Source organism: Psychrobacillus sp. MER TA 171, assembly GCF_023713305.1.
Classification (GTDB): domain Bacteria; phylum Bacillota; class Bacilli; order Bacillales_A; family Planococcaceae; genus Psychrobacillus.
The window spans coordinates 41,907-65,904 of record NZ_JAMAWN010000021.1; the positions used below are offsets into that span (position 1 = coordinate 41,907).

Here is a 23,998-nt window from a genome sequence, read left to right on the forward strand (position 1 = left end):
CCTCCACCCTGTCTAATATTTTTAGGGTGAAACATCCTCCATTTATTTATTAAAGTTTGTAATATATTATACAAAACACATTTTACTGATAATGTTCCATCACCACGAGTTGCTCCACGAACGAGTTGTCCATTCTCGTATAAAAGTGAAACAGCAAGTCCGTCTATTTTTAGTTCACATACGTAGACCGGTGTCTCATCAATAATGTTACGAATACGTTTGTCAAAATCTCTAATATCTTCTTCATTAAATGCATTGGATAAACTTAGCATTGGATTGGCATGGGTAACCTTTTTGAATCCTTCACTTATAGTTAATCCTACACGCTGAGTAGGAGAATCCGGGAAAATCAAGTCCGGATTTTCTTCCTCTAGTGCAATCAGTTCATGCAAATATTGATCATAGATAGCATCGGGTACTGTCGGTTTATCTAATACATAGTATGAGTAGCTATAGTCATGCAATATTTTATGAAGCTCTTTTACTCTTTCTAATTTATCCATCGATTTTCCTCCGCTAAGAAAATTATACTTTTTCAATCGGTGCATATTTAGCAAGTAATCGCTTGATCCCAGTCGGACTTGGGAAAGCAATATCAAGCTCTGTATTCTCACCATCGCCACGAACGCTGACAACCATACCCTCGCCCCATTTTTTATGGGCTGCCTTGTCACCAACCTGCCAGCCTAAACGCTCTCCACCGGTCGATTGGTAAGCTGGTCTAGAAACTGCAGCGCGAGGAACTGGTGCAATTACTTTTGTATCTCTATTTTTGTTTTTGCGGATATCTCTGGACCACCCTACAACCTCAATAATTTCATCTGAAATCTCCGCGATGAAACGAGAGGGACTGTTAAAGCTACTGCGTCCAAATATAGTTCGTGCTTGTGCACATGTGATAAATAATCGTTCCTCAGCACGAGTAATACCTACATATGCTAAACGGCGTTCTTCCTCCATCTCCTCGTCGTTTCCAATGGATCGAGCATGTGGAAAAATATTTTCTTCCATTCCAATGATAAATACTACAGGAAACTCCAGCCCCTTAGCAGCATGCATTGTCATTAGGATAATATTGCCCTGTGACTTGTCCTCATCTTCATCGAGCTTATCAATATCTGAAATGAGCGCCAAGTCTGTTAAAAATGCAACAAGGGATTTATCGTCACTTTTTTCTTCGAAGGCTTTCGTTACAGATAAAAACTCCTCGATATTCTCTAGACGGCTTTCTGCTTCAATTGTCTTTTCATTTTTTAGCATCGTTTTATATCCAGTTTTCTCTAATACCTGTTCCACAATCTCAGTTACTGAGAGGAACTCCTGCATTTGAGTTAGGTTTTGAATGAGTCCATGGAAGCCTACTACAGAATTCACTGCTCTAGCAGGTAATCCCATGAAGTCTACCTCGTTTAAAGCGTCTAAAATGGAACGATCCTGTTCTATAGCATATCTTGCTATTCGGTCAAATGAGGTTGCTCCTATGTTGCGCTTAGGCTCATTTATAATTCGAGCAAGTGATAAATCATCATCATTATTGGCAATCAGTCGTAGATAGGCAAGTAAGTCTTTAATCTCTTTCCGATCATAGAACTTGGTACCTCCAACAATCGTATAGGCCATGTTCGATTTAACGAGCACTTCCTCCATTACACGTGACTGGGCATTCGTTCGATATAAGATAGCAAAGTCGTTTAGCGTTCTGTTTTCTGTTTCTATTAGCTCTTGAATCTTTTGAACAACATATTGAGCTTCCTGCTGTTCTTCATTTGCACGGAACAACTCAATCTTTTCACCTTCAAGGTTTTCAGTTCGCAACACTTTTGGATAACGACTTTGGTTATTACAAATGACGTCATTTGCTGCTTTTAAGATTCTTTGAGATGACCGATAGTTTTGCTCCAGCATAATCACTTTCGCGTTTGGATAGTCCTTTTCAAAGGAAAGGATGTTTTGTATATCCGCGCCGCGCCAGCGATATATGGATTGATCAGAATCACCTACAACACAGATGTTTTTGAACTTGTTTGCAAGCATTTGAACTAGCTCGTATTGAGCCTTGTTCGTATCCTGGTATTCATCTACATGGATATACTGAAACTTATTTTGATAGTATTCCAATACATCTGGCACTCGCTTAAACAATGTTAAGGTAGTCATGATTAAATCATCGAAGTCTAACGACTGGTTTTTTCTCAGACGTTTTTGATACCCTTCGTATACCTTTGCTACTGTTTTCTCAAAAGGATTGGAATCATTCATTTGAGCCTTATATGTGTCTGCATCAATACATATATTTTTTGCACTACTAATAGCATTCAGCATCGAGCGAGGATCATATTGTTTCGTATCAATATTCAAATCCTTCAAAATACCTTTAATAACTGTCAGCTGGTCAGAAGTATCTAATATAGAGAAACTTTTAGAATAACCAATTCGATCGATATCTCTTCTTAAAATACGTACACACATCGAGTGAAACGTAGAAACCCACATTCTTTCTCCAGTGCCTTCTCCTAAAATACTATTGATACGCTCTCGCATTTCGCGGGCAGCTTTGTTAGTAAAGGTAATGGCCAATATTTTAGAAGGATAAACTTCCTTTTCCACGATTAAATAGGCTATGCGATGTGTTAGCACTCTTGTTTTACCAGATCCAGCTCCAGCCATAATCAGTAGTGGACCGTCAGTTGATTTCACTGCTTCCTCTTGCTCTTTATTCATCCCGTTTAATAGGGTTTTAGCTATAAGTTCCATACTTTACTACACTTCCTCTACAAGAACATTTGTTCTTTCTATTATAACCTCGGCTATCTATTTCCTCAATTCATTTTACTGCATTAACAGTTTTCAACGCTTCATTCAAATTATCGTAGATTTGGTTTCCTACAATAATGGTATGTGCATAGGCAGCCATTTCGCGGGCTTGTGCTTCTGTTTTAATGCCCCCACCATAAAAGAGCTGGGTTTGTTTTAAACCAGATCTTACCTTGGCTACAGTTTGAACGTCACCATATTTTCCGCTGTATTCCATATAGAAGACAGGGAATTTGAACATATGCTCTACCATTTGAGCATAGGCAATTATATCATCGATTGTTTCAACTGGCTCCGCTTGTGTCAGTATAGCTGCCTTACAGTCAGGGTTTAAAATACAATAGCCTTCTGGGATTATTTCCTCCCAATTCATAACCTCACCAAATTCCTTTGTCGCCTTATGATGCAGGTCCTTCACCCATCTCGTATCGGTGCTGTTCAAAACACTAGGAATAAAATAAAAATCAAAACCAGGGGTTATACTATCTATCGTAGAAACTTCCAACGCTACCGGAACTGCGTATCTACGAATTCTCATTAATAAATCTATTACGTTGTCTAAGGTCACGCCATCAGAACCGCCAATAATAATAGCATCTGTTCCAGATTCGCATACCCTCTCTAATGCCTCGGAAGAAATCTCCTTCGCAGGGTCTAGCTTAAATATATGTCTCCACTCTTTATAATCCATTTTTTCACCTACACAATTGTTGTTTGATAACATTTCTCCATTATACCAAAAATACCTGCTGACAACGCTCATAAGCCATGAGGAATCCAAATTTGTAATAAAAATTAGTTTTGTTAAAGTTATTGGTTGATTTTGATTAACATTTCTTTTTTTATAGTGACTGTATAAACTAAAAAAGTGTCATTCAACTGACTATTAAGAAAATAAATAGATTATGAATCGGGTTTGGTGACCGTTTTCGTCTTTTGTTAATGCGAGTAAATTTATAAGCACTTTATCGATGCATTAAAGCCGCTCCCATTTATTGATTGGAGCGCCAGACGGCGACTCCAGTGGGATGAGTGAGACAGATAAGACATCACAACCACGCGCGTAAGCGATGGGTGATGGCTTATCGCTCACCCCACGGAAAGCGTCCGGCTGGTGCGGAAATCAATTCTACTTTCTGATATAAAGATTTATTTGCATCATAAATCAACCCTCCCCTGGTACTTCTCTTAACAAACAAAAAAACTCTCCCGAATAAGTTTCGGAGAGAGCTCTTCTCTATTACTCTTTTCTATTTAACACTGGTTTCTCGTCTGGATATAATCTATCTAGCATTTCGTCATACGCATCATTGCCATAATCAAATGCTCGTCTAACACGTGAAATAGTAGCAGTGCTTGCACCAGTTTCTTTTTTAATAGATTCATAAGTTTTCTTTAAACGAAGCAAATGGGCTACTTCAAATCGCTGAGCAAGTGATTGAATTTCGCTAATCGTGCATAAGTCGTCAAAAAATCGATAGCACTCATCTATATCCTTTAACTGCAGAATAGCATTGAATAGTTGGTCTGTTTGTTTACCTTTAATTTTTTCAATCTGCAATGTATTCATTCCTTTCTTTAGTCGTTTACGGTATATACTTAACCATATTTTCTATCCCAGGATTTGTCGGAACAATACTAATCCATGTTTTCCCTTGAACTAGCTTTGCTGGTACACCATTATCCATAGGGACCAATATGCCCTCTATATTTTTCCACTCTATTTCCTTCATAATACCGGCTTGGAAAAGATATGCTTTTCCTCCATTAGCTAATGTTAACTGCTGACGCCCAGAATTATCAATGGTTTTATGTGGGATTTCCATAAAAATAAGATTTGAAAGTTTTACAGGAGTCTCGTTTTCCTTATCGGTTGTAAGCACTCCAGCAGACTTTCTTTCGTAAATCCCTTCGTCTGAAACATAATTATATTCGTTCTCAAAGCTAGTACCATTCCCGTAGCGAATAGTTATATTGGAAGCTGGATTTCCAATCTTCGCACCATCTATAGATTCTAAGAAAGAGAAGGTCGGTATTTTGTTCAATTCCATTGAAGCCCCTACTCGTTCTGCTCCAGCTAAAATATTCTCACCTGAAATATAAGAATTATGTGGTGCTTTTCTTTCTTTTGAACGCTTAAAGTAGATTCCATCATACTGCATACCGTTTATATTATCTACTACTCTAGCGTTTAACATTTTCTGTGCATCTGGACTATAGCCATGCGCCACATAAAAGGCATCTAACCCCTTGGATAGCTCTACAAAGTAATCTCTAGCACTTCTAACTGGTCCAATATTATCTGGAATCTCACTTTGAAAAACCGCCAAAAATCGAGTAACATTTCCCTCTGCAATGACTTCATAAACTAGATCTGCTTGAGATATCCCAGATTGCGGTCGTGCTTGTGGATGATTATTGATAGTTACCATAACTGGTCTTTGCTTTAGCTCTTCTTCTGATCCAACCCCAGTAAATGGAGCATTGAACGGCAAGACTGTCGGTTCCTCTTCAATTATTTCAGCCACACTCTCCTCTACCTCTTCTTTAATATCTTCAGCAACTACTTCCTCTATTACTGCTTCCTTTGAACACCCTGAAAGTAAAACACAAACAACAGCAATCATTCCCCATTTTTTTAACACGCTAAAGCCTCCTACCTCATTACTGCTGGAAATAAAACCTTCTTCTTCATCACATCGAATATCCCTTTTTGAGTTACACGGACATACGGCAAATGAGTAGATTGTAAAAACAGCAGTGTGTATATAGCATCCCCATGCTTAAATCCTCTATTAGCTAGTTCTCTCTTTAACACTATCTCTTCTTCTATAAGCTCTTCCATTGGCTTATCAGAAAGCCCTCCACCTATTGGAAGACTGATTGAACAGACAACCTGGTCATCTTCTACAATGACGATCCCGCCGTTCATTTTCTTCATTTCATCAAAGGCCTGCATCATACTTTTTTTACTCTTCCCAATCAATAATATATCCCCAGTATTCGAATAGGAAGAAGCAAATCCCATTAAGGACGTTGCGAAGCCTTTGATTAAAGTAGATACTTTCCACTTACCATTTCTATCTATAAGTAGCAGGAAGCTTTGGTCGTGACTTTGAGACAATTCATTGTCCGTTGTATCAACACTAATAGAATAAGGCTTAGTAATGACGTCATTCACCATTTCAATACCAAATGGCATCGAGAATTGAAAATCGCTATCGGTTAAATCGAAGTCTAGCTGAAGCGGCGGCATATTAGACCAATCTACCTCTTCTAATCCACGAACTTTTTCTCCGTCTTTTCTTAACCATACTCCTTTTGATAAAACGGCGATTGGGACAGGATTTCGCTCGTCCTCTAGGAAATTCAATGTTGCAAGTCTACCTGTTGCAATAACACCATGTAAATTTGAAAGATTATAGTACTTTGCAACGTTAAATGATGCCATCAAGTACGCATCAATCGGATCTACACCTGCATCTAATGCTACCTGAATACATTTGTCCATTACACCGTCAGTATGAAAAGATGGTGTCGAACCATCTGTAGTCATCATTAAATGATCAAAGATACGTAGATCCTTCTCTAAAATATCCTTTAGTAGGTTTGGTAAATCTGGACGAATGGAAGAATGACGTAAGGTAACTGCATAACCATGCAGTATCCGTCTTTCTACTTCCTCGATTGTCATAGACTCATGGTCACCGTCTGCCCCTAATAATCTCATTCTAGCAAGTGTTTTCTCGGATGCACCAGGAAAATGTCCTTCGATTTTCATTCCTTTGGTTTTAGCCTGCTGAAGCCAATACAGCATCTGGTCATCTCCGGATAGTAATCTAGGCCATCCCGTCAGCTCACCACCCATAATGACATCCGGTCGATTGATCCATTCTCCTACTGTTTTGGAGTTAAAAAGCTGCTCTTCATTTTCTAATTCTGTTTGGGAATCAAAACGAGCCCACCAATAAAAAGAAAAGGGTAATTTTTTTAACTCATCCATTATTGAAAACGCTTTCTTATTTTCAAGCATCAGGAAAAGGATTAAATTATCTGATATAAATGTTGTGGTTCCAAGCTGTGAAGCGTAATCTGCAAATGTTTGTGGATTATAAAGCTGGAATGGATGTACATGGGGTTCAATATAACCAGGTACAATCTTTTGCCCCGCAGCATCGTATACTTCAGTTTCATCCGTAATTAGAGGTGTTTCAGACCCAGAATAAACGATGCGGTCTTTGACAATCCAAATGTTTCCACTTATCCACTTTTTCAAATGGCTATGTAAGTAAGTAGCATTCTTAATAAGAATGTCGGGTGCTTTTGTACCGTTGACCACTTCTATTTGATGCCTTATATGTTCGATTTTCCATATTGGATAATGCATGTAACCCTTCTCCTTCCCGTATATTCTATTCATAAAAATAATACTAGCACAGTACTTTAGTAAATCAAAGTGTTGAATTATATTTTTTGTAAATTCTGATAAACAAATAGGTAAATTTATCTGCTACTATATTTATCGACCGAATAATCTCTATTTTAAAGACAAGTAAAGTTTGCATATGATAGTTTAGAATATCTATTGCATAGCCTTCTCTTATATAATAGTCTCCTTAAAGGAAATTATGATAAATTTTAAAAAGGTCATTGTTTAGAACTAACACGTGATGGCAGATTCCCACTTATCTAGCGAATAATTTTTTGTGGTGTGAGCGATAAGCAAGCTCTACTTAAGGCCCGCCTGTCGCTTCAATCATACGTATATAGGAAATAAAGATCCGACTTAGTATCACTTTCAAAGTCCATTAGCTTCTCTAAACTAAAACAAGTGGTTAAATGTTCCATTTTGCTATTATTAGGTATTATCACTTAATGAAACATTACCTTCCGTGAGAAGTACAATCTGTTCTCGCACATTTCTAAAAAAAGAATGTCCAAGCTTATACCGGACATTCTTTCCAAATTATTTAAATGTTCGCCAACCAATATCGGTTCTATAGAATAAACCATTCCACTCTGTTTTAGATAGCTTTTCATAGACACTTTGCTGTGCAGCCTTTAAGGTTGCTTCTTTTCCCGCTACTAATAAGACACGACCACCGTTTGCTACTAGCTCACCATCCTGCAACTTCGTACCTGCATGGAATATGTGTAGTCCCTCTTCAGTCAAATAATCTAAATTAGGAATCACTGCACCCTTTGCCGGATTCATTGGATATCCCTCAGCAGCAATTACTACACCTAACATTGCCTCGTCGGACCATTCTACATGATAAGACGTTCCTTCCATCAACGCTTCCATAAATTCACCAAAATCACTCTTCATTCTAGGAAGAACTACTTGAGTTTCAGGATCTCCAAAACGAGCATTAAATTCGATAACTTTTGGACCTTCCTTTGTCAGGATAAGACCAGCATATAAAATACCTGTGAAAGGATAACCTTCTGCAGTCATTGCTTGAACGGTTGGTTCCACAATCGTTTGGTAAGCAGTCTCTATTACGTCCTTAGAGATTTGTGGCACAGGGGAATATGCACCCATCCCTCCGGTGTTCGGGCCTTCATCCCCATCGAAAGCACGTTTATGATCCTGTGCTATTACCATTGGATAAATAGCCCCGTTATGGACAAAGGACATATATGAAAATTCTTCTCCATCTAAAAACTCTTCTATAACAACACGAGAGGAAGATTCTCCAAACAATTGGTTACCAATCATGTCCTCTACTGCGGCTGTCGCCTCTTCAACCGACATCGCAACTACTACGCCTTTCCCAGCAGCAAGACCATCCGCCTTCACAACAATTGGAGCTCCAAGACGTTCAATATATTCTTTTGCTTTGTCTACCTCTGTAAATGTTTCATAAGCAGCTGTTGGGATTTTGTATTTGTCCATTAATTCTTTTGCAAAAGTTTTACTTCCTTCAATTTGTGCGGCAGCCTTCGTTGGGCCAAATATACGTAAGCCTTGACCTTCGAAGAAATCTACAATCCCTTCTGCAAGAGGCTGTTCTGGTCCGACAAACGTTAAATCAATCTTGTTTTCTTTTGCGAAATTGGCTAACTCGTCAAAAGCTAACGTATCAATCGGAACAATTTGAACGTCCTTTTCCATCCCTGCGTTCCCAGGTGCTACAAACACTTTCTGAACAGACGGAGATAGATGGAACTGCTTAGCAATAGCATGTTCTCTCCCTCCACTACCAATAACAAGAATATTCATGAATGTGGGAAGCCTCCTTAATGTTTAAAATGGCGCACGCCAGTAAATACCATCGCAATTCCATACTCGTTAGCTTTATCAATTGAATCTTGGTCTTTCACAGATCCACCAGTTTGAATAATTGCTGTAACACCAGCTTTGGCAGCTGCCTCTACTGTATCATTCATAGGGAAGAAAGCATCTGATGCAAGACTAGCTCCTTTTGCAAGATCACCTGCTTGTTCAAGAGCGATTTTAGCAGATCCTACACGGTTCATCTGGCCTGCTCCTACACCTACTGTCATTTCTTCATTCGCTACCACGATGGCGTTAGATTTAACATGCTTTACTACATTCCATCCCAATGTCATCGATTTCCATTCTTCCTCTGTAGGCTGACGTTCTGTAACTACTCGAACATCTGCATCCTTTAACCCGTAAGTATCTGGAGATTGTATTAATAATCCACCCTCTACTGAGACCGTATTCCATTTGTCTTTTTTCGTTTGCTCATAGGAAATAGTTAAAAGACGAATGTTCTTCTTAGCAGTTAGCATTGCAATGGCTTCCTCGGAGAAGGACGGAGCAATAATAATCTCTAAGAAAATGCCTGCTAATGTTTTAGCAGTAGTAGCATCCACTTCACGGTTTAAAGCCACAATACCTCCAAAAATAGATGTAGAATCTGCTTCATAAGCTTTTTGGAATGACTCGGAAATTGTGTTTCCTGTACCTACTCCACATGGATTCATATGCTTCACAGCAACTGCAGCTGGTAATTCAAATTCCTTAACAATTTGGATAGCAGCATTTGCATCTTGGATATTGTTATAAGAAAGCTCCTTACCGTGTAATTGCTTAGCAGATGCGATCGAGAAATCAGAACCAAGTGGGCGTTTGTAGAATGCAGCCTGTTGATGAGGATTTTCTCCATAACGCAAAGCTTGCTTACGCTCATATGTAAGAGTTAATAGCTCAGGGAATTCTTCTCCCGTAAGATTTGTCATATAATCTGCGATTAACGCATCATAAGCTGCTGTGTGACGGAATACTTTAGCTGCAAGTCTACGACGTGTTTCAATAGTAGTTTCTCCAGTTTCTTTTAGCTGACTTAACACTTCTTCGTAATCAGTTGTATCAGTAACTACTGTTACATACTGATGATTTTTAGCTGCTGAGCGTAGCATAGACGGTCCACCAATATCGATGTTTTCAATAGCATCTTCAAATGCTACATCAGGTTTTGAAATAGTTTCACGGAAAGGATAAAGGTTTACGCAAACCACTTGGATTGGGGTTATGTTATGTTCTTCTAATTGAGCTTGGTGAGAGGGATCATCATGCTTTGCTAGTAATCCACCGTGAATCATTGGGTTTAATGTTTTTACTCGACCATCCAAAATCTCTGGAAAATTAGTTACTTGGTCAACAGAGGTAATAGCAACTCCATTTTTCTCTAAAAATGATTTGGTACCTCCAGTTGATAAAATTTCATACCCAAGCTGTTCCAGCTCTTTTGCAAACTCAAGAATTCCTGATTTATCAGATACACTGATTAACGCACGTTTAGACACAATAATTCCTCCTAATTTTTTGAAAAATCGATATTAAATATTTAAATGAAAAGTACGGGGGTAGCTCCACAGCAATTGTAAATTATTCGTTAGCCCCTCTAGTGAAAGTTAAATATGTTAAGTTTCATGCATAACATAAAATAAAGGATTAATTTAACTTTGCCCTTCTAATTTCCCTACCTGCACTACATGTGATTAAAGCTGTAGGCGGCGACTCCAGTGGGAAGAGTGAGACAGATAAGACATCCCAACCACGCGCGTAAGCGACGGGGGATGGCTTATCGCTCACCCCACGGAAAGCGTCCGCCGAAAGCGCAAATCTGTGATCTATTGGTCCTAATTTTTAAATAAGTTATCTTTCCATAAGCTCTATGCTGGCAGAAAGCAAGGTCGGCTAGCTCCACAGCTGTTGCAAGGCCTTTACGTATAATTCATGCTCTACTGCATGAATTCTTTCCTCAGTCTTCTCTCGGTCATCAGCAACAACCTCTACTGCACATTGAGATAATATAGGTCCAGTGTCCATGCCAGCATCTACTAAATGTACAGTAACTCCTGTAACCTTCACTCCATGCTCCATCGCTTGACCGATAGCGTCTTTTCCAGGGAAGGCGGGTAACAAGGAAGGATGAATATTAACTATACGATTCGGATATGCATCCAGTAACACATTGCCAACCAATCTCATGTAACCAGCAAGCACTAGCCATTCTACCTGTAACTCTTGTAATTCGTTTAAAATTTCCTGCTCATAAGCTTCCTTTGTAGAAAAATCGGATGGCTTACATATTAGCGTTTCAATTCCTACTGTCTTTGCACGATCCACAACATATGCATCTGGTCTGTTTGTTACAACTAAGACGGGTTCACCTACCAGCTTACCCGCCCTAACCGCATCATAGATTGCTTGAAAATTAGTGCCGCTTCCTGAAGCGAAGACGGCAAACTTTGGACCTGTACTCATTACACTAAACTCCCGTCATGTGTTCCGTTGAATAGTACGCCTTCCCCTTTTACCACACGACCGATTGTGTATGCTTTTTCTCCATGAGTCTCAGCTATAGCAATCGCCTTTTCTGCCTCTTCCTCAGTTAAAGCTAGTACAAAGCCAATTCCCATATTAAATACATTATAAAGATCTCTATCAGTCAGCTGCCCCTTTTCCTTGAGGAATTGGAATATCGGTAGCACTTCCCAAGAACCAAGATCTATTTCAGTTGCCAACCCTTCTGGCATCATACGTGGGAGGTTTTCATAGAATCCTCCGCCAGTTACATGTGCCATACCATGGATGTTTAATTGCTGATGTAACTCCATTACTGGTTTTGCATAAATCTTAGTAGGAGTTAAGAGAGCCTTGCCAATTTCTCCAAGGTCCTCAAAACCCTCCACTATCGTATCTGTTGTATACCCTTGCTCTTCAAATACTATTTTACGTACAAGAGAATATCCATTGGAATGAACACCACTAGAGGCTATACCAACTAATACATCTCCTTCGCTAATCTGCTCACCTGTTACTATTTTTGCTTTTTCACAAGCACCAACAGCAAACCCCGCTAAATCGTACTCATTCTCTTCATAAAGCCCTGGCATTTCTGCCGTTTCTCCGCCTATTAAGGCTGCACCAGACTGAACACATCCATCTGCAACGCCCTTTACAATTTGTTCGATACGAGTTGGTACTGCCTTACCTACCGCTACATAATCTAAGAAGAATAAAGGCTCTGCTCCTTGTGCAGCGATGTCATTTACACACATAGCAACACAATCGATACCAATTGTGTCGTGACTGTCCATCATAAAGGCAAGCTTAAGCTTTGTTCCTACACCATCAGTCCCAGAGATTAAGACTGGTTCTTTATAATTTAAAGAAGATAAGTCGAACATTCCTCCAAAGCCACCAAAAGTACCCATGATTCCTTTTCTAGCTGTACGTTCGACATGTGATTTCATGCGTTCAACTGCTTCATAGCCAGCTTCAATATTTACACCAGCTTTTTCATATGCTTTTGACATCTATAATCCTCCTATCGAACAAGCTCTTTTTCATGTGGTAATTTTGTGTCTGGAAATATATCTGTTGGGTATTCTCCAGTAAAGCAGGCTAAGCAATGACCACAATTTTTTTCACCGTCTGGTCTGCCAATAGCTTCTACCATTCCCTCCACCGATAAGAAGGAAAGGGAATCTGCACCAATCAATTCACGCATTTCTTCAATAGAATTATTTGCTGCAATCAGTTCAGAATCAGAACTAATATCTATCCCATAAAAGCATGGATTCTTTAAAGGAGGAGAACTAATAACTACGTGAACCTCTGTCGCTCCTGCCTCCTTTAGCATATTTACAATTCTTCTAGAGGTAGTTCCACGAACGATAGAGTCATCAACCATAACCACACGCTTGCCTTTCACGACTTGACGAACTGGTGATAGCTTCATCTTAACTCCACGCTCACGTAAGTCCTGCGATGGCTGGATAAACGTTCGGCCAACATAACGGTTTTTGATCAGACCTAGCTCATACGGAATACCCGTTGATTCTGAAAATCCTATTGCTGCAGAAATACTGGAGTCTGGGACACCTGTTACCACATCTGCATCGATGAATACTTCATTTGCTAGTTGCTTTCCTAAACGCTTTCTTGCCATATGAATATTTATGCCATCTATATCAGAGTCCGGGCGAGAAAAGTAGACATACTCCATTGTACATATCGCACGGTCCTTTTTTTCAATATAACGTTCCGAACGACAACCTTCGTCATTAATAATTAAAAGCTCTCCTGGATGGATAGAGCGTACTAGCTCTGCTCCGATTAAATCGAAGGCACTTGTTTCAGAAGCCACTACCCAAGCATGGTCTAATTTCCCTAGGGAAAGAGGACGCATGCCTTGCGGATCCTGTGCGACTAGCATGCCATCCTCGGTCAGAATGATGAAGGCAAAGGCTCCTTCTAGTAATCGAAGAGATTGCTTTGCACGCTCTTCAAAGGAGGGTAATTTACTCTTTTTTAATAAGTGAGCCAGCACTTCTGTATCTGAAGTCGTTTGAAAAATACTTCCTTGCTGCTCTAGGTTACGCTTCAAACGAGTAGCATTGACGATGTTACCATTGTGCGCAATGGCTAAGCTGCCTGTCGTAGAATTGAATAGTAAAGGCTGTACATTCTCAAGTCCAGATCCTCCTGCTGTTGCATAACGAACATGAGCAATAGCCGAGTGCCCTTCCAGCTGCTCCAGCTTTCCATTATTAAACACGTCATTCACAAGGCCTTCGCCTTTTACCGCGCGTAAGGATTTGCCATCGGTTACAACAATCCCTGCACCCTCCTGTCCTCGGTGCTGTAATGCATGCAGTCCATAATAACTCATGGCCGCAGGCTGGGTGTGACCCCAAATACCAAACACACCACATTCTTCATTTAAGCCTCTGATTTCAGCAAGCATGGTATGGCTCCTTTCCAAGCGGAACGGAATTCGTCAACAGAACCGCTGATCCATGTAGTTCCGTCTTCTTGAGAGATTACTAGATTATTTGTATCAGTTACCTGACCAATTTTCTGAGCATCTTCTACAATTGCTTCAAACTGATCAGCATCCTCTGGCTTGATCGTCACGATGAAACGAGATTGGGATTCACTGAATAAAGTCGTTACTGCTGAACCTTGAACCGTCACTTCTACTCCAAGACCTTTAGCGCCAAATGCTTTTTCAGCTAATGCTACTGCAAAGCCACCCTCTGCGATATCGTGGGCTGACTGTACTAAACCAGCTTGAATAGCTGATAATAAGGCTTGTTGGCGAGCTGCTTCTACCTCTAAATCAATGGAAGGTGCTTGACCAAAAATGCGACCTTCTACTAATTTTTGTAGCTCCGAGCCACCGAATTCTGTTTTAGTGTCACCTATCAAATAAACGAGATCTCCCGTTTGCTTAACAAATTGAGTTGTTACATGAGCCAAATCCTCTACTAATCCTACAAGACCAATGGTTGGTGTTGGATAAACGGCTGTTCCACTTCTTTCATTATAAAGGGACACATTTCCTCCAATTACCGGTGAGTCTAAGGCGATACAAGCAGCAGCTATCCCTTCTGCTGACTGATCTAACTGCCAGAAGATTTCCGGGTTTTCAGGGTTACCGAAATTCAGACAATCAGTAATTGCCAATGGCTTAGCTCCTGAACACACTACATTACGTGCTGCCTCTGCCACTGCAATTTTCCCTCCGGCTACTGGATCTAAGTAAATATAGCGAGAGTTGCAATCTGTCGTCATAGCAAGGCCTTTATTTGTCCCACGAACACGTACAACTGCTGCATCGGAACCAGGAGTAACCACTGTACTAGTTCTAACCTGATAGTCATATTGATCGTACACCCATTCCTTTGAAGCAATTGTAGGCTGTTGAAGAAGCTTTAAAAGCGTTTCGTTATAGTCCGTTACTACAGGTTCTTTGTTTTCCATAGCTTGAAACTCTGTGTAATAAGCAGGAATCTTAGAAGGCTTATGATAAACCGGTGCTTCCTCCGCAAGTGCATCTGCTGGAACCTCTGCTACAATCTCGCCATTATGAAGAAGGCGAAGCATTTTATCATTTGTTACCTTACCAACAGCAACACAATCTAGACCATACTTTTCAAAAACCTCAACGATTTCTTCTTCACGGCCCTTTTTAACAACAATTAGCATGCGTTCCTGTGATTCAGATAGCATCATTTCATAGGCAGTCATACCAGTTTCGCGCTGTGGAACAAAGTCTAAGTTCATCTCTACTCCGTGCCCAGCTTTTGAAGCCATTTCTGCCGAGGAAGAAGTTAAACCAGCTGCTCCCATGTCTTGGATTCCGATAATTGCATCCGATTTAATAACCTCTAGACATGCTTCTAATAAAAGCTTTTCCATAAATGGATCCCCTACTTGAACTGCAGGACGCTTTTCTTCAGAAGCTTCCGTCAATTCTTCCGAGGCGAATGTCGCACCATGAATTCCATCACGTCCTGTTTTTGCTCCAGCATACATCACTGTATTACCTTCACCAGCTGCTATTCCTTTTTGGATATCCTCATGGTTGATTAAACCGACACACATAGCATTTACTAGTGGGTTACCCTCGTAACAGTCATCAAACTGAATTTCTCCGCCAACTGTTGGAATACCAATACAGTTACCATAGCCAGCAATACCTGCCACTACTTCTTCAAACAAATATTTAACACGTGGTGTTTTTAGTTCACCAAATCGCAAAGAATTTAACATAGCAATTGGGCGTGCTCCCATTGAAAAGACATCTCGAATAATTCCGCCTACTCCTGTTGCAGCTCCTTGATAAGGCTCGATTGCAGAGGGATGGTTATGCGATTCCATTTTAAAAACTACAGCCTGCCCATCACCAATGTCGACAATACCTGCACCCTCTCCTGGCCCTTGTAAAACTTGAGGTCCCTTTGTAGGGAATTTACGTAGAACTGGCTTAGAATTTTTATAAGAGCAGTGCTCCGACCACATAACAGAGAATAAACCAGTCTCTGTATAATTAGGCAGTCTTCCTAGGATTTTTTCCACCATCGCAAATTCTTCATCGGACATTCCCATTTGAGCATATAGCTTTTGTTCTTTAATCTGCTCCGCATTCGGTTCAAGCATGACTGACATGAGATTCCCTCCACTGTTTCAAAATAGATTTGAATAATGCTAATCCATCACTTCCACCCATCATTTCGCTTACAGCGCGCTCTGGGTGAGGCATCATCCCAAGTACATTTCCTCTTTCGTTTACAATACCTGCAATATCTTCTATGCTTCCATTTGGATTGTCAGAAGCATAGGTAAAGACAATTTGGTTGTTTTCCTTTAGTGACATCAATGTTAGTTCATCACAATAATAATTACCTTCTCCGTGGGCAATCGGGATCTGAATCACATCATTCTTCTTATAAGCAGAGGTAAATTGGGTTTCATTATTTACTACTCTTAAGTCAACCGTGCGACACATAAACTTTAAGTCTTTGTTGCGCAATAAGGCACCTGGTAAAAGGCCAGCCTCTGTCAGCACTTGAAATCCATTACAAACACCTAGAACTGGCTTACCAGCTTCTGCAGCCTTCACCACTTCAGACATAATATTTGAGAAGCGAGAAATGGCACCACAACGTAGGTAGTCACCATAAGAGAACCCACCTGGCAGTAAAATGGCATCAAATTTGCTTAAATCCTTCTCATCATGCCAAACGTATTCTACTTCTTCGCCAAGCTCATCTTTAATCGCATGGTACATATCTAAATCACAATTGGATCCTGGAAATACGATGACAGCGAACTTCATTTGCTGACAGCCTCCTCCACCTCATAGCGATAATCTTCGATTACTGTATTCGTTAAAAGCTTTTCACACATCTCTCTTATCATTGCATCTAAATCACGTGTTCCTTCTTCTATTTGGAGCTCCAGATATTTACCAATTCTCACGTCCGTAACTTCTTTGTATTCCATAGAATGTAGTGCACCCATTACTGCACTCCCTTGTGGATCTAATACACTTTCACGAAGTGTCACATATACTTTAACTTTTTTCATTTTGATAGTCCTCCTAGACGGGAAAGTATAATCTCATAAACCTCTGTTAAGCTTCCTAAATTGCGTCTGAACACGTCTTTATCTAGTTTTTGGTTTGTTTCCTTGTCCCAAAGTCGACAAGTATCCGGAGAGATTTCATCGGCAAGCAAAATAGAACCGTCAGCTGTTTTACCAAACTCTAATTTGAAATCTACTAAAGTAACACCAATATCAGAGAATATTGGGAGAAGCACTTGGTTAACCTTAAGTGCCATCGTTTGAAGCGTATCTATTTCTTCAGAAGAAGCAATTTCCAATAAATCTAAATGTGCATTTGTTAAAAGTGGGTCACCAAGCTCGTCATCCTTTAGATAAAACTCAACAATTGGATGTTTTAGAAGGGTCCCCTCTTCCAAACCAAGTCTCTTAGAAAGACTTCCGGCAGCTATATTTCTTACAACAACCTCAAGCGGGATAATCTCTACTTTCTTTACCAGTTGGTCATTTTCAGAAAGCTGCTCAATAAAATGAGATTCAATCCCATACTTCTTTAGCTGTTCGAAAAGAATAGTAGTAATTTTGTTATTTAATATGCCCTTACCATTGATTTCTGCCTTCTTCTCTCCGTTAAATGCAGTTGCACTATCCTTATATGTAACGTAGAGAACCTCTTCGTTCTCCGTTGCATATAATCTTTTTGCTTTACCTTCGTATAATAGATTGCCTTTTATCACGATAGTTTCCCCCATATAATCAGATATGTCTTGATGTTTTTGTTAACTCTATTTATTTAAGCCTAAGCGGTCAAAAATCATATCGACGTGCTGAATGTGGTAATTGTAGTCAAAGCAATCATCCAATTCTTCTTTAGTTAATAATGAAGTAATTTTTTCATCTGCATCCACAAAGCTACGGAATGCCTTTTGAGATTCCCATGCCTTCATAGCAAGTGGCTGTACCGTATCGTATGCTGTTTCGCGCGCCAGCCCTTTGTCGATCAATGCAAGTAAAACTCGCTGTGAATATATTAAACCTAACGTGGAATCCATATTACGTTTCATGTTCTCAGGGAACACGGTAAGGTTCTTCACAATGTTACTAAAACGATTCAACATATAGTTCAATGCAATGGTTGCATCCGGTAAGATTACACGCTCTGCAGATGAATGAGAGATATCTCTTTCATGCCATAGCGCTACGTTTTCATAGGCAGTCATCATATAACCACGAATAAGTCTTGCCATCCCAACCATATTCTCAGATCCAATTGGATTACGTTTATGTGGCATTGCTGATGAACCCTTTTGTCCTTTTGAGAAAAACTCTTCTACTTCACGAGTTTCTGACTTTTGCAGTCCACGAATCTCTGTAGCAAATTTTTCGATAGAAGTAGCTACTAGCGCTATTACACTTAAATATTGAGCATGACGATCACGCTGTAAGGTTTGAGTAGAGATTGGAGAAGCTGCTAATCCGAGCTTTTCACATACGTACTGCTCTACAAATGGATCGATATTTGCATACGTACCAACCGCTCCTGACATCTTACCTGTCTCAATTACTTTAGCTGCTGCTTCAAAGCGCTCCAGGTTACGCTTCATTTCTTCTGTCCATAGTGCTAGCTTTAAACCGAATGTAGTCGGCTCTGCATGAACACCATGAGTACGTCCCATCATTACCGTATATTTATGTTCTTTTGCTTTATTTTCTAAGATTTCGATAAAGCTTTGAATGTCTTTTCGTAGTATACTGTTCGCTTGTTTAATCACATAAGAAAGAGCAGTATCGACTACGTCTGTAGAAGTTAATCCATAATGTACCCATTTACGCTCTTCTCCTAATGTTTCAGATACTGCACGAGTGAATGCTACAACATCATGTCTTGTCTCTTGTTCAATCTCTAAAATACGGTCTACCGAAAAGGAAGCATTTTTACGAAGAAGTGCGACATCCTCCTTTGGAATATCACCTATTTCTGCCCATGCCTCACAGGCTAAAATTTCTACCTCTAACCAGGCATTGTATTTGTTTTCTTCTGTCCAAATCGCTCCCATTTCAGGGCGTGTATAACGTTCTATCATTTTTATTCCTCCAAATTAAGACCAGATTTTTGATTGTTCGATTTCTACTAGTGTTTTCTCAATATCGTCCGAAAGAATCGTAACGTGTCCCATCTTTCTGTTTTCCATAGCCTCACTTTTGCCATACAGGTGTAGCGACCAATTTGGATACTTGCTGAGCGAGTTTGTTACAGGAATTACATGCTGTCCTAGTATGTTGACCATAACTGAGTTCGTCCATAGCTTCGGTTGTCTTAAAGGCCAGCCACACACCGCTCTTATATGCTGATGGAATTGAGATACATTACAAGCTTCTATAGAATAGTGACCTGAATTATGAGGTCTAGGAGCTAACTCATTTATTAATATCTTGTCGCCTTCAAGCACAAACATTTCTACAGCAAGCGTTCCTACAAGATTCAAATGGTTCGCAATTACTTCCGCAGCCTCTACCGCTTTTTGAGATAGAGATTTACTAATTCTCGCTGGCACTATAGTTTCATGTAAAATATGATTCACATGAATATTTTCTCCGATTGGTAAGCAATACGTTTCTCCATTTCCATTTCTTTGTACAATTACTGAAATCTCTTTAGTAAATGGTACAAATGCTTCCGCTATGCATGGTGAGTGTTGAAAAAGAGGCTTAGCTAGTTGTAACTCTTCCTTACTTTTAACAATCTGCTGTCCTTTTCCATCATACCCTCCACGTGTAGTTTTCACCACGCATGGATAGCCGATATTATCTATGTTGGAGGATAGCTCCTCAAAGCTTTGTACCTCTATAAATTTTGCCACTGGCACTCCAGCTGCTCGAATCGATCTCTTCTCCAAAATACGGTCTTGTGTAATTTTTACAAGCTCCGCTCCTTGAGGAACATAAGCAATTTCTGTAAGTCTCTTTAAACCTTCATAATCTATATTTTCAAATTCATAGGTTATCACTTCACTAACTTCGGCAAGCTCCTCTAAAGCTGCCTCATCGTTATATGGTGCAACAATTTGAATATCTGCAATCTGACCACAAGGAGAGTCCATCTTCGGTTCAAGGACAGCCACTTTAAATCCCGCTTCTTTAGCTGCAAGGGCCATCATTCTCCCGAGCTGTCCCCCGCCAATAATCCCTATTGTTTGTCCCGGATAGATTGTCTTCATCGTAGCTCACCATTACTTTCTAAGACATTTTTTTTAATTGCTTCTCTTCTATTTTCTAACCGAATAGCAATTTCATCATTATGAATGGAAAGAATTTGTGCAGCAAGTAAACCTGCATTTGTAGCACCGGCCTTACCTATTGCCACCGTTGCTACTGGAACTCCTCCAGGCATTTGAACAATTGATAATAAAGAATCTAATCCATTCAATGCCTTGGATTGTACTGGTACACCTATAACCGGAAGTGTCGTCTTTGCCGCCACCATTCCTGGTAAATGTGCCGCTCCTCCTGCTCCTGCAATAATTACCTGAATCCCTCTTCCTCGGGCTTGTTCCGCATATTCAAACATAAGATCAGGAGTGCGATGTGCAGATACCACCTGTTTCTCATATGGAATATGTAACTCATCTAATATTTCACAGCTATGCTTCATCGTTTCCCAATCACTAGAACTACCCATAATTACACCAATTTTTGCGTTCATTATTTTCGTCCCTTCCTTTTAAACAAAAAATTCCTCAAATAAACTACTTTCTTTAAGAAGAAAAGCAGTTTACTTGAGGAACATAGTAAGGGTGTTTGATACTTGCATATGCATAGAAGAACACACCCTTTTAGCAGTTTCCAAAAGTCGCTTTCCCTCATAGTCCTGTCATTTACGGTGACTTGGTAGAAACGCTAAAGCCAATTCTTTAGCATATATGGGGATCAAATCGTTCTATTACTATTAATATTCTAACAAGTCTAGATAGTAACGTCAACGCCTAAAAGCGAACAATAAATTTTCAGAAAACTATAATGTTCGGTTTTTGATGTATTTTCTATTATTTCTTTTCTTTAATACCTTTTAATTGAATAATTTGCCTGATAGGAACAGGTTTTCCATCCACCTCTGCAAACAAAGGCTCTTCTCTCCTACCAACCACTTGAAAGCCCTGCTCTGCCATCTTTTCCATACAGGCTGCAATGCTTTCATTTTCTTGCACTTCAAACCATTGTGTTTCTTGCTTCATCTAAAGAGCTTCCCTTTCCTAATCGTTTTAACCCAGAACCCGCCATGAATCGTTTTGGGCTCATGTGCAATAATAAAGATTTTCGGATCAATTTCCTTTAATCGATCATATAGCTTTTTCTCATATTTCCTAGGAGTTAATATTTGAAGTGCTTGTCTATGCCCTGCTAAACCATTTACCGTCCAATCGGTAACCCCGTACCCTTCCTCTCGGAGAATATTGGATAATTGGTTTACATCACTTTCTACAGAAATAGCATTAACCATAATATATCCTAAAGACATTTTTTCCTCAAGCTTAGAACCAACAATGATTCCCGTACCAAAACCAAGTGCATAGGCAACAAGATTTTGAATAGCATCCAAGTTATCTAACACTAGGCCAAGCCCTACTACATAAACAGTAACCTCTACAATACTCATCAATGCAGCAATATATCGATACCCCTTTAGTGTAAGAATCATCCTAGTAGTGGATAACGTAACGTATACAATGTTAATGACAAAAATCGTCAACACCATAATCCATGCATTTTCTAACATTCTTCCAACTCCTTTAAATAATAGTTCCTCATAGGTAGAAGATATTCTAATATATACCCGATATGAACATATATAATCAAGGAAAGGAAGTTGGAGTAGGGTAGGGAAGATTAGAATGAGAAGTTATAGAGGATAAGCTTCGAAAGTTTTTATAAATTTTGTGGAGATTAGAGTTTCTTGAAAGTAAATAAGCTGTATTAAGAAAGTTTAAGCAAATTTAGTGATTGCTGGTTTCATGGATGTCTGACATAGAGAGTGTAGCTCGATTGGGGAGTGATTTCGGTTTATCGCTGTTGGCTGGGTTTTATTATCGTTCAGCAAACCATTTTGCATCTTCATCTCTTTTCTAGCTCATTCGGGGTCTTTTACATTGAGAGTGCGGCTCGATTAGGAGAGTTATTTCGATTTATCACCGTTCACAGGATTTTATCACCGTTCGAAGAGATTTATCACCGTTCATCGTGGTTTTATCACCATTCAGTGAGTTTTATCACCGTTCGCTGAGATTTATCACCGGTCAGTAGAAAACAGGTTTTAACTCTAGCTGCTTGGGATGCATCCTTATACCATTCTCAAATAAGATATAAAAAGTCATTCTAAGATCTTGTCTAACATTCCCCTCTCCATTTTGTATTTAGTACTTTTGCCAAATCCAACACTCTTTAACTCCATACCATGCATTAATCTATTTGCAGTCTGACTCATCTCTAACTGCAAAAAATTTCGACAATCATTATTAGTCATCTCATCACCCACTAACATAAACCACTCCTTAATTGCACTAACATGAGCCTCCTTGTTTTGATGAAGACAGTTTGGACATTGCCAGTTACGTATGATACGTTTCATCCCCATCCAGTTACACTCTGTGCACCTCACTCCTTTAATTAAATCGTTAACATCTATCCCCCATGTACGACACATGGGATAGGGATAATAATCATTGTGGTCTAAAAGAAGACTTATCCTTAACTCCTCTAATTGTTCAGCAGTCATAAAAGCATTATCTCTAGGTTGTTCCCAAATAAAGTTTGGAATGTTACTAGGATACATAATAGTGTGGCTAATTGGTGGCTTTACTATTTCTGACTTCATAGTACTTAAAACAACCGCTCCTATTATTGGAATATTTAATGACCTTTTACTTAGCCATCTTTGTAGCATTTTTATATTTCTATCTAACTGAACTTCTGGGCTTTCAAAAATATCAAGCTGACCATTTCCCAACTTTCTTTTTAGGCAAAATGGATTTCTCTCAAAACTCAACTCTCCGATAATATTTTTAGACTCTAATATTAATAAATAATGTTGAGAAATAACTAAAGCATCGATTTGGAAGTATCCATCAGAACTTAAATTTAAATTGAATAAAACATAATAATTAAAAGGAAAAGTATATTTATTAAATATTCCCTCCACAACTTCCTCACCTTTAATCGATCATGAAGTACCTTTAATCCATGATAATTATAATTAATTGAACTTCTTTTGCTAATCATTTATCAAATTTCTCCTCCTTTTCTGCATGATATCATACTTATAAATTTTTTAAATTTAACTATTTCTACAATATTTTTATTTTGGCTAGATTTACGTACTCATTAATTTAAAATACACTAAATTTCACTATAATTATTTTATTTTTAAGTTTTTTGTCATATATAGTTTCTATTTCCCGGGAAATGTAAATTAGAGGGATTAAGCAGAATTCCTGATTCGACATTTTAAGTAGTTATCAAGAATGAATCATCTGTGAAAACCTTATTATAATGCCTAAAATGAACCTTTAAAGTAAATACGCCCTAAAGTGCACAAAGCTCTTTAAAGACCATCTGAGCCATTCTCCCTTGCCTTCTCGCATACTTTCTTAAGGTAAGAGATTGCCTTCGGTTCTTTCCTATAAAAGACAAAACAAAAAAGCCGCCACCGATTACTCGGTGACGACTTTCTTTAGTTGCCCAGCGACGTCCTACTCTTGCAGGGGGAGACCCCCAACTACCATCGGCGCTGAAGAGCTTAACTTCCGTGTTCGGTATGGGAACGGGTGTGACCTCTTCGCCATCATCACTAGACTT

General features: G+C 39.3%; 20 protein-coding genes, 1 rRNA gene, 1 pseudogene and 1 riboswitch. All 22 genes and pseudogenes read right to left on the minus strand.

Annotated elements, in window-relative coordinates:
- Nucleotides 1–89: 89 nt before the first annotated feature.
- Nucleotides 90–503 (minus strand): annotated as a pseudogene (gene ligA, locus M3627_RS16150) (NAD-dependent DNA ligase LigA); the annotation flags it as partial.
- 22 nt (nt 504–525) lie between these two features.
- On the minus strand, nt 526–2,754 hold the full coding sequence (gene pcrA, locus M3627_RS16155) for a DNA helicase PcrA (protein ID WP_251556573.1): 2,229 nt from the start codon (nt 2,752–2,754) through the stop codon (nt 526–528).
- A 70-nt stretch (nt 2,755–2,824) separates the two neighbouring features.
- Nucleotides 2,825–3,505: a heptaprenylglyceryl phosphate synthase gene (gene pcrB / locus M3627_RS16160; RefSeq protein WP_251556590.1), complete on the minus strand. Its 681-nt coding sequence runs from the start codon at nt 3,503–3,505 to the stop codon at nt 2,825–2,827.
- A gap of 549 nt (nt 3,506–4,054) precedes the next feature.
- Nucleotides 4,055–4,375, minus strand: coding sequence for a YerC/YecD family TrpR-related protein (locus tag M3627_RS16165; protein WP_169360559.1), 321 nt, complete (start codon nt 4,373–4,375; stop codon nt 4,055–4,057).
- Between the two features lie 25 nt (nt 4,376–4,400).
- Nucleotides 4,401–5,459, minus strand: a complete 1,059-nt coding sequence (locus tag M3627_RS16170) for a DUF3048 domain-containing protein (protein WP_251556574.1) — start codon at nt 5,457–5,459, stop codon at nt 4,401–4,403.
- A gap of 11 nt (nt 5,460–5,470) precedes the next feature.
- Entirely contained in the window at nt 5,471–7,201 is a 1,731-nt protein-coding gene (locus tag M3627_RS16175) for an adenine deaminase C-terminal domain-containing protein (RefSeq protein WP_169360558.1), read from the minus strand.
- A 579-nt stretch (nt 7,202–7,780) separates the two neighbouring features.
- Nucleotides 7,781–9,040: a phosphoribosylamine--glycine ligase gene (gene purD, locus M3627_RS16180; protein WP_169360557.1), complete on the minus strand. Its 1,260-nt coding sequence runs from the start codon at nt 9,038–9,040 to the stop codon at nt 7,781–7,783.
- Between the two features lie 17 nt (nt 9,041–9,057).
- Complete coding sequence (gene purH / locus M3627_RS16185; protein WP_251556575.1) at nt 9,058–10,593, minus strand: bifunctional phosphoribosylaminoimidazolecarboxamide formyltransferase/IMP cyclohydrolase; 1,536 nt, start codon at nt 10,591–10,593, stop codon at nt 9,058–9,060.
- A 394-nt stretch (nt 10,594–10,987) separates the two neighbouring features.
- A complete protein-coding gene (gene purN, locus M3627_RS16190; RefSeq protein WP_251556576.1) occupies nt 10,988–11,557 on the minus strand; it encodes a phosphoribosylglycinamide formyltransferase in 570 nt (189 codons plus the stop codon).
- Nucleotides 11,557–12,612 carry a phosphoribosylformylglycinamidine cyclo-ligase gene (purM, locus tag M3627_RS16195; protein WP_169360554.1) on the minus strand — a complete coding sequence of 352 codons (1,056 nt, stop codon included), beginning with the start codon at nt 12,610–12,612 and terminating at the stop codon, nt 11,557–11,559. Before purM ends, purN begins: the two co-directional genes overlap by 1 nt.
- 11 nt (nt 12,613–12,623) lie before the next feature.
- Nucleotides 12,624–14,045, minus strand: a complete 1,422-nt coding sequence (purF, locus tag M3627_RS16200) for an amidophosphoribosyltransferase (protein ID WP_251556577.1) — start codon at nt 14,043–14,045, stop codon at nt 12,624–12,626.
- Complete coding sequence (gene purL, locus M3627_RS16205) at nt 14,021–16,252, minus strand: phosphoribosylformylglycinamidine synthase subunit PurL (RefSeq protein ID WP_251556578.1); 2,232 nt, start codon at nt 16,250–16,252, stop codon at nt 14,021–14,023. The genes purF and purL overlap by 25 nt, the downstream gene beginning before the upstream one ends.
- Nucleotides 16,236–16,922: a phosphoribosylformylglycinamidine synthase subunit PurQ gene (purQ, locus tag M3627_RS16210; protein WP_169360551.1), complete on the minus strand. Its 687-nt coding sequence runs from the start codon at nt 16,920–16,922 to the stop codon at nt 16,236–16,238. Before purQ ends, purL begins: the two co-directional genes overlap by 17 nt.
- Nucleotides 16,919–17,173, minus strand: a complete 255-nt coding sequence (gene purS / locus M3627_RS16215) for a phosphoribosylformylglycinamidine synthase subunit PurS (RefSeq protein WP_169360550.1) — start codon at nt 17,171–17,173, stop codon at nt 16,919–16,921. The genes purQ and purS overlap by 4 nt, the downstream gene beginning before the upstream one ends.
- Nucleotides 17,170–17,886 carry a phosphoribosylaminoimidazolesuccinocarboxamide synthase gene (purC, locus tag M3627_RS16220; RefSeq protein ID WP_251556579.1) on the minus strand — a complete coding sequence of 239 codons (717 nt, stop codon included), beginning with the start codon at nt 17,884–17,886 and terminating at the stop codon, nt 17,170–17,172. Before purC ends, purS begins: the two co-directional genes overlap by 4 nt.
- A 48-nt stretch (nt 17,887–17,934) precedes the next feature.
- Nucleotides 17,935–19,233 (minus strand): adenylosuccinate lyase, encoded by a 1,299-nt coding sequence (purB, locus tag M3627_RS16225; RefSeq protein WP_251556581.1) that lies wholly within the window; start codon nt 19,231–19,233, stop codon nt 17,935–17,937.
- 15 nt (nt 19,234–19,248) lie between these two features.
- Nucleotides 19,249–20,367, minus strand: coding sequence for a 5-(carboxyamino)imidazole ribonucleotide synthase (gene purK, locus M3627_RS16230; protein WP_251556583.1), 1,119 nt, complete (start codon nt 20,365–20,367; stop codon nt 19,249–19,251).
- Nucleotides 20,364–20,852, minus strand: a complete 489-nt coding sequence (gene purE, locus M3627_RS16235) for a 5-(carboxyamino)imidazole ribonucleotide mutase (RefSeq protein WP_251556585.1) — start codon at nt 20,850–20,852, stop codon at nt 20,364–20,366. The genes purK and purE overlap by 4 nt, the downstream gene beginning before the upstream one ends.
- Before the next feature lie 140 nt (nt 20,853–20,992).
- Nucleotides 20,993–21,093: riboswitch (purine riboswitch) on the minus strand.
- A 99-nt stretch (nt 21,094–21,192) separates the two neighbouring features.
- Nucleotides 21,193–21,381, minus strand: a complete 189-nt coding sequence (locus M3627_RS16240) for an NETI motif-containing protein (RefSeq protein WP_251556586.1) — start codon at nt 21,379–21,381, stop codon at nt 21,193–21,195.
- Nucleotides 21,378–21,923 carry a DUF2179 domain-containing protein gene (locus tag M3627_RS16245; protein WP_251556588.1) on the minus strand — a complete coding sequence of 182 codons (546 nt, stop codon included), beginning with the start codon at nt 21,921–21,923 and terminating at the stop codon, nt 21,378–21,380. The genes M3627_RS16240 and M3627_RS16245 overlap by 4 nt, the downstream gene beginning before the upstream one ends.
- 591 nt (nt 21,924–22,514) lie before the next feature.
- On the minus strand, nt 22,515–23,360 hold the full coding sequence (locus tag M3627_RS16250) for a nuclease-related domain-containing protein (protein WP_353056475.1): 846 nt from the start codon (nt 23,358–23,360) through the stop codon (nt 22,515–22,517).
- A 519-nt stretch (nt 23,361–23,879) separates the two neighbouring features.
- Nucleotides 23,880–23,995 (minus strand): 5S ribosomal RNA (gene rrf, locus M3627_RS16255).
- Between the last annotated feature and the right edge of the window lie 3 nt (nt 23,996–23,998).

What these genes read in the sequence shown, in the direction of transcription:
- M3627_RS16175 (WP_169360558.1), bottom strand. Translation starts at nt 7,201, where the DNA reads ATGCATTATCCAATATGGAAAATCGAACATATAAGGCATCAAATAGAA.
- purS (WP_169360550.1), bottom strand. Translation starts at nt 17,173, where the DNA reads ATGAAAAAAGTTAAAGTATATGTGACACTTCGTGAAAGTGTATTAGAT.
- purD (WP_169360557.1), bottom strand. Translation starts at nt 9,040, where the DNA reads ATGAATATTCTTGTTATTGGTAGTGGAGGGAGAGAACATGCTATTGCT.
- purN (WP_251556576.1), bottom strand. Translation starts at nt 11,557, where the DNA reads ATGAGTACAGGTCCAAAGTTTGCCGTCTTCGCTTCAGGAAGCGGCACT.
- M3627_RS16240 (WP_251556586.1), bottom strand. Translation starts at nt 21,381, where the DNA reads ATGAAGCAAGAAACACAATGGTTTGAAGTGCAAGAAAATGAAAGCATT.
- purQ (WP_169360551.1), bottom strand. Translation starts at nt 16,922, where the DNA reads ATGAAGTTCGCTGTCATCGTATTTCCAGGATCCAATTGTGATTTAGAT.
- purK (WP_251556583.1), bottom strand. Translation starts at nt 20,367, where the DNA reads ATGAAGACAATCTATCCGGGACAAACAATAGGGATTATTGGCGGGGGA.
- purL (WP_251556578.1), bottom strand. Translation starts at nt 16,252, where the DNA reads ATGTCAGTCATGCTTGAACCGAATGCGGAGCAGATTAAAGAACAAAAG.
- purB (WP_251556581.1), bottom strand. Translation starts at nt 19,233, where the DNA reads ATGATAGAACGTTATACACGCCCTGAAATGGGAGCGATTTGGACAGAA.
- pcrB (WP_251556590.1), bottom strand. Translation starts at nt 3,505, where the DNA reads ATGGATTATAAAGAGTGGAGACATATATTTAAGCTAGACCCTGCGAAG.
- purE (WP_251556585.1), bottom strand. Translation starts at nt 20,852, where the DNA reads ATGAACGCAAAAATTGGTGTAATTATGGGTAGTTCTAGTGATTGGGAA.
- purF (WP_251556577.1), bottom strand. Translation starts at nt 14,045, where the DNA reads ATGCTTGCTGAAATCAGAGGCTTAAATGAAGAATGTGGTGTGTTTGGT.
- M3627_RS16245 (WP_251556588.1), bottom strand. Translation starts at nt 21,923, where the DNA reads ATGTTAGAAAATGCATGGATTATGGTGTTGACGATTTTTGTCATTAAC.
- purM (WP_169360554.1), bottom strand. Translation starts at nt 12,612, where the DNA reads ATGTCAAAAGCATATGAAAAAGCTGGTGTAAATATTGAAGCTGGCTAT.
- pcrA (WP_251556573.1), bottom strand. Translation starts at nt 2,754, where the DNA reads ATGGAACTTATAGCTAAAACCCTATTAAACGGGATGAATAAAGAGCAA.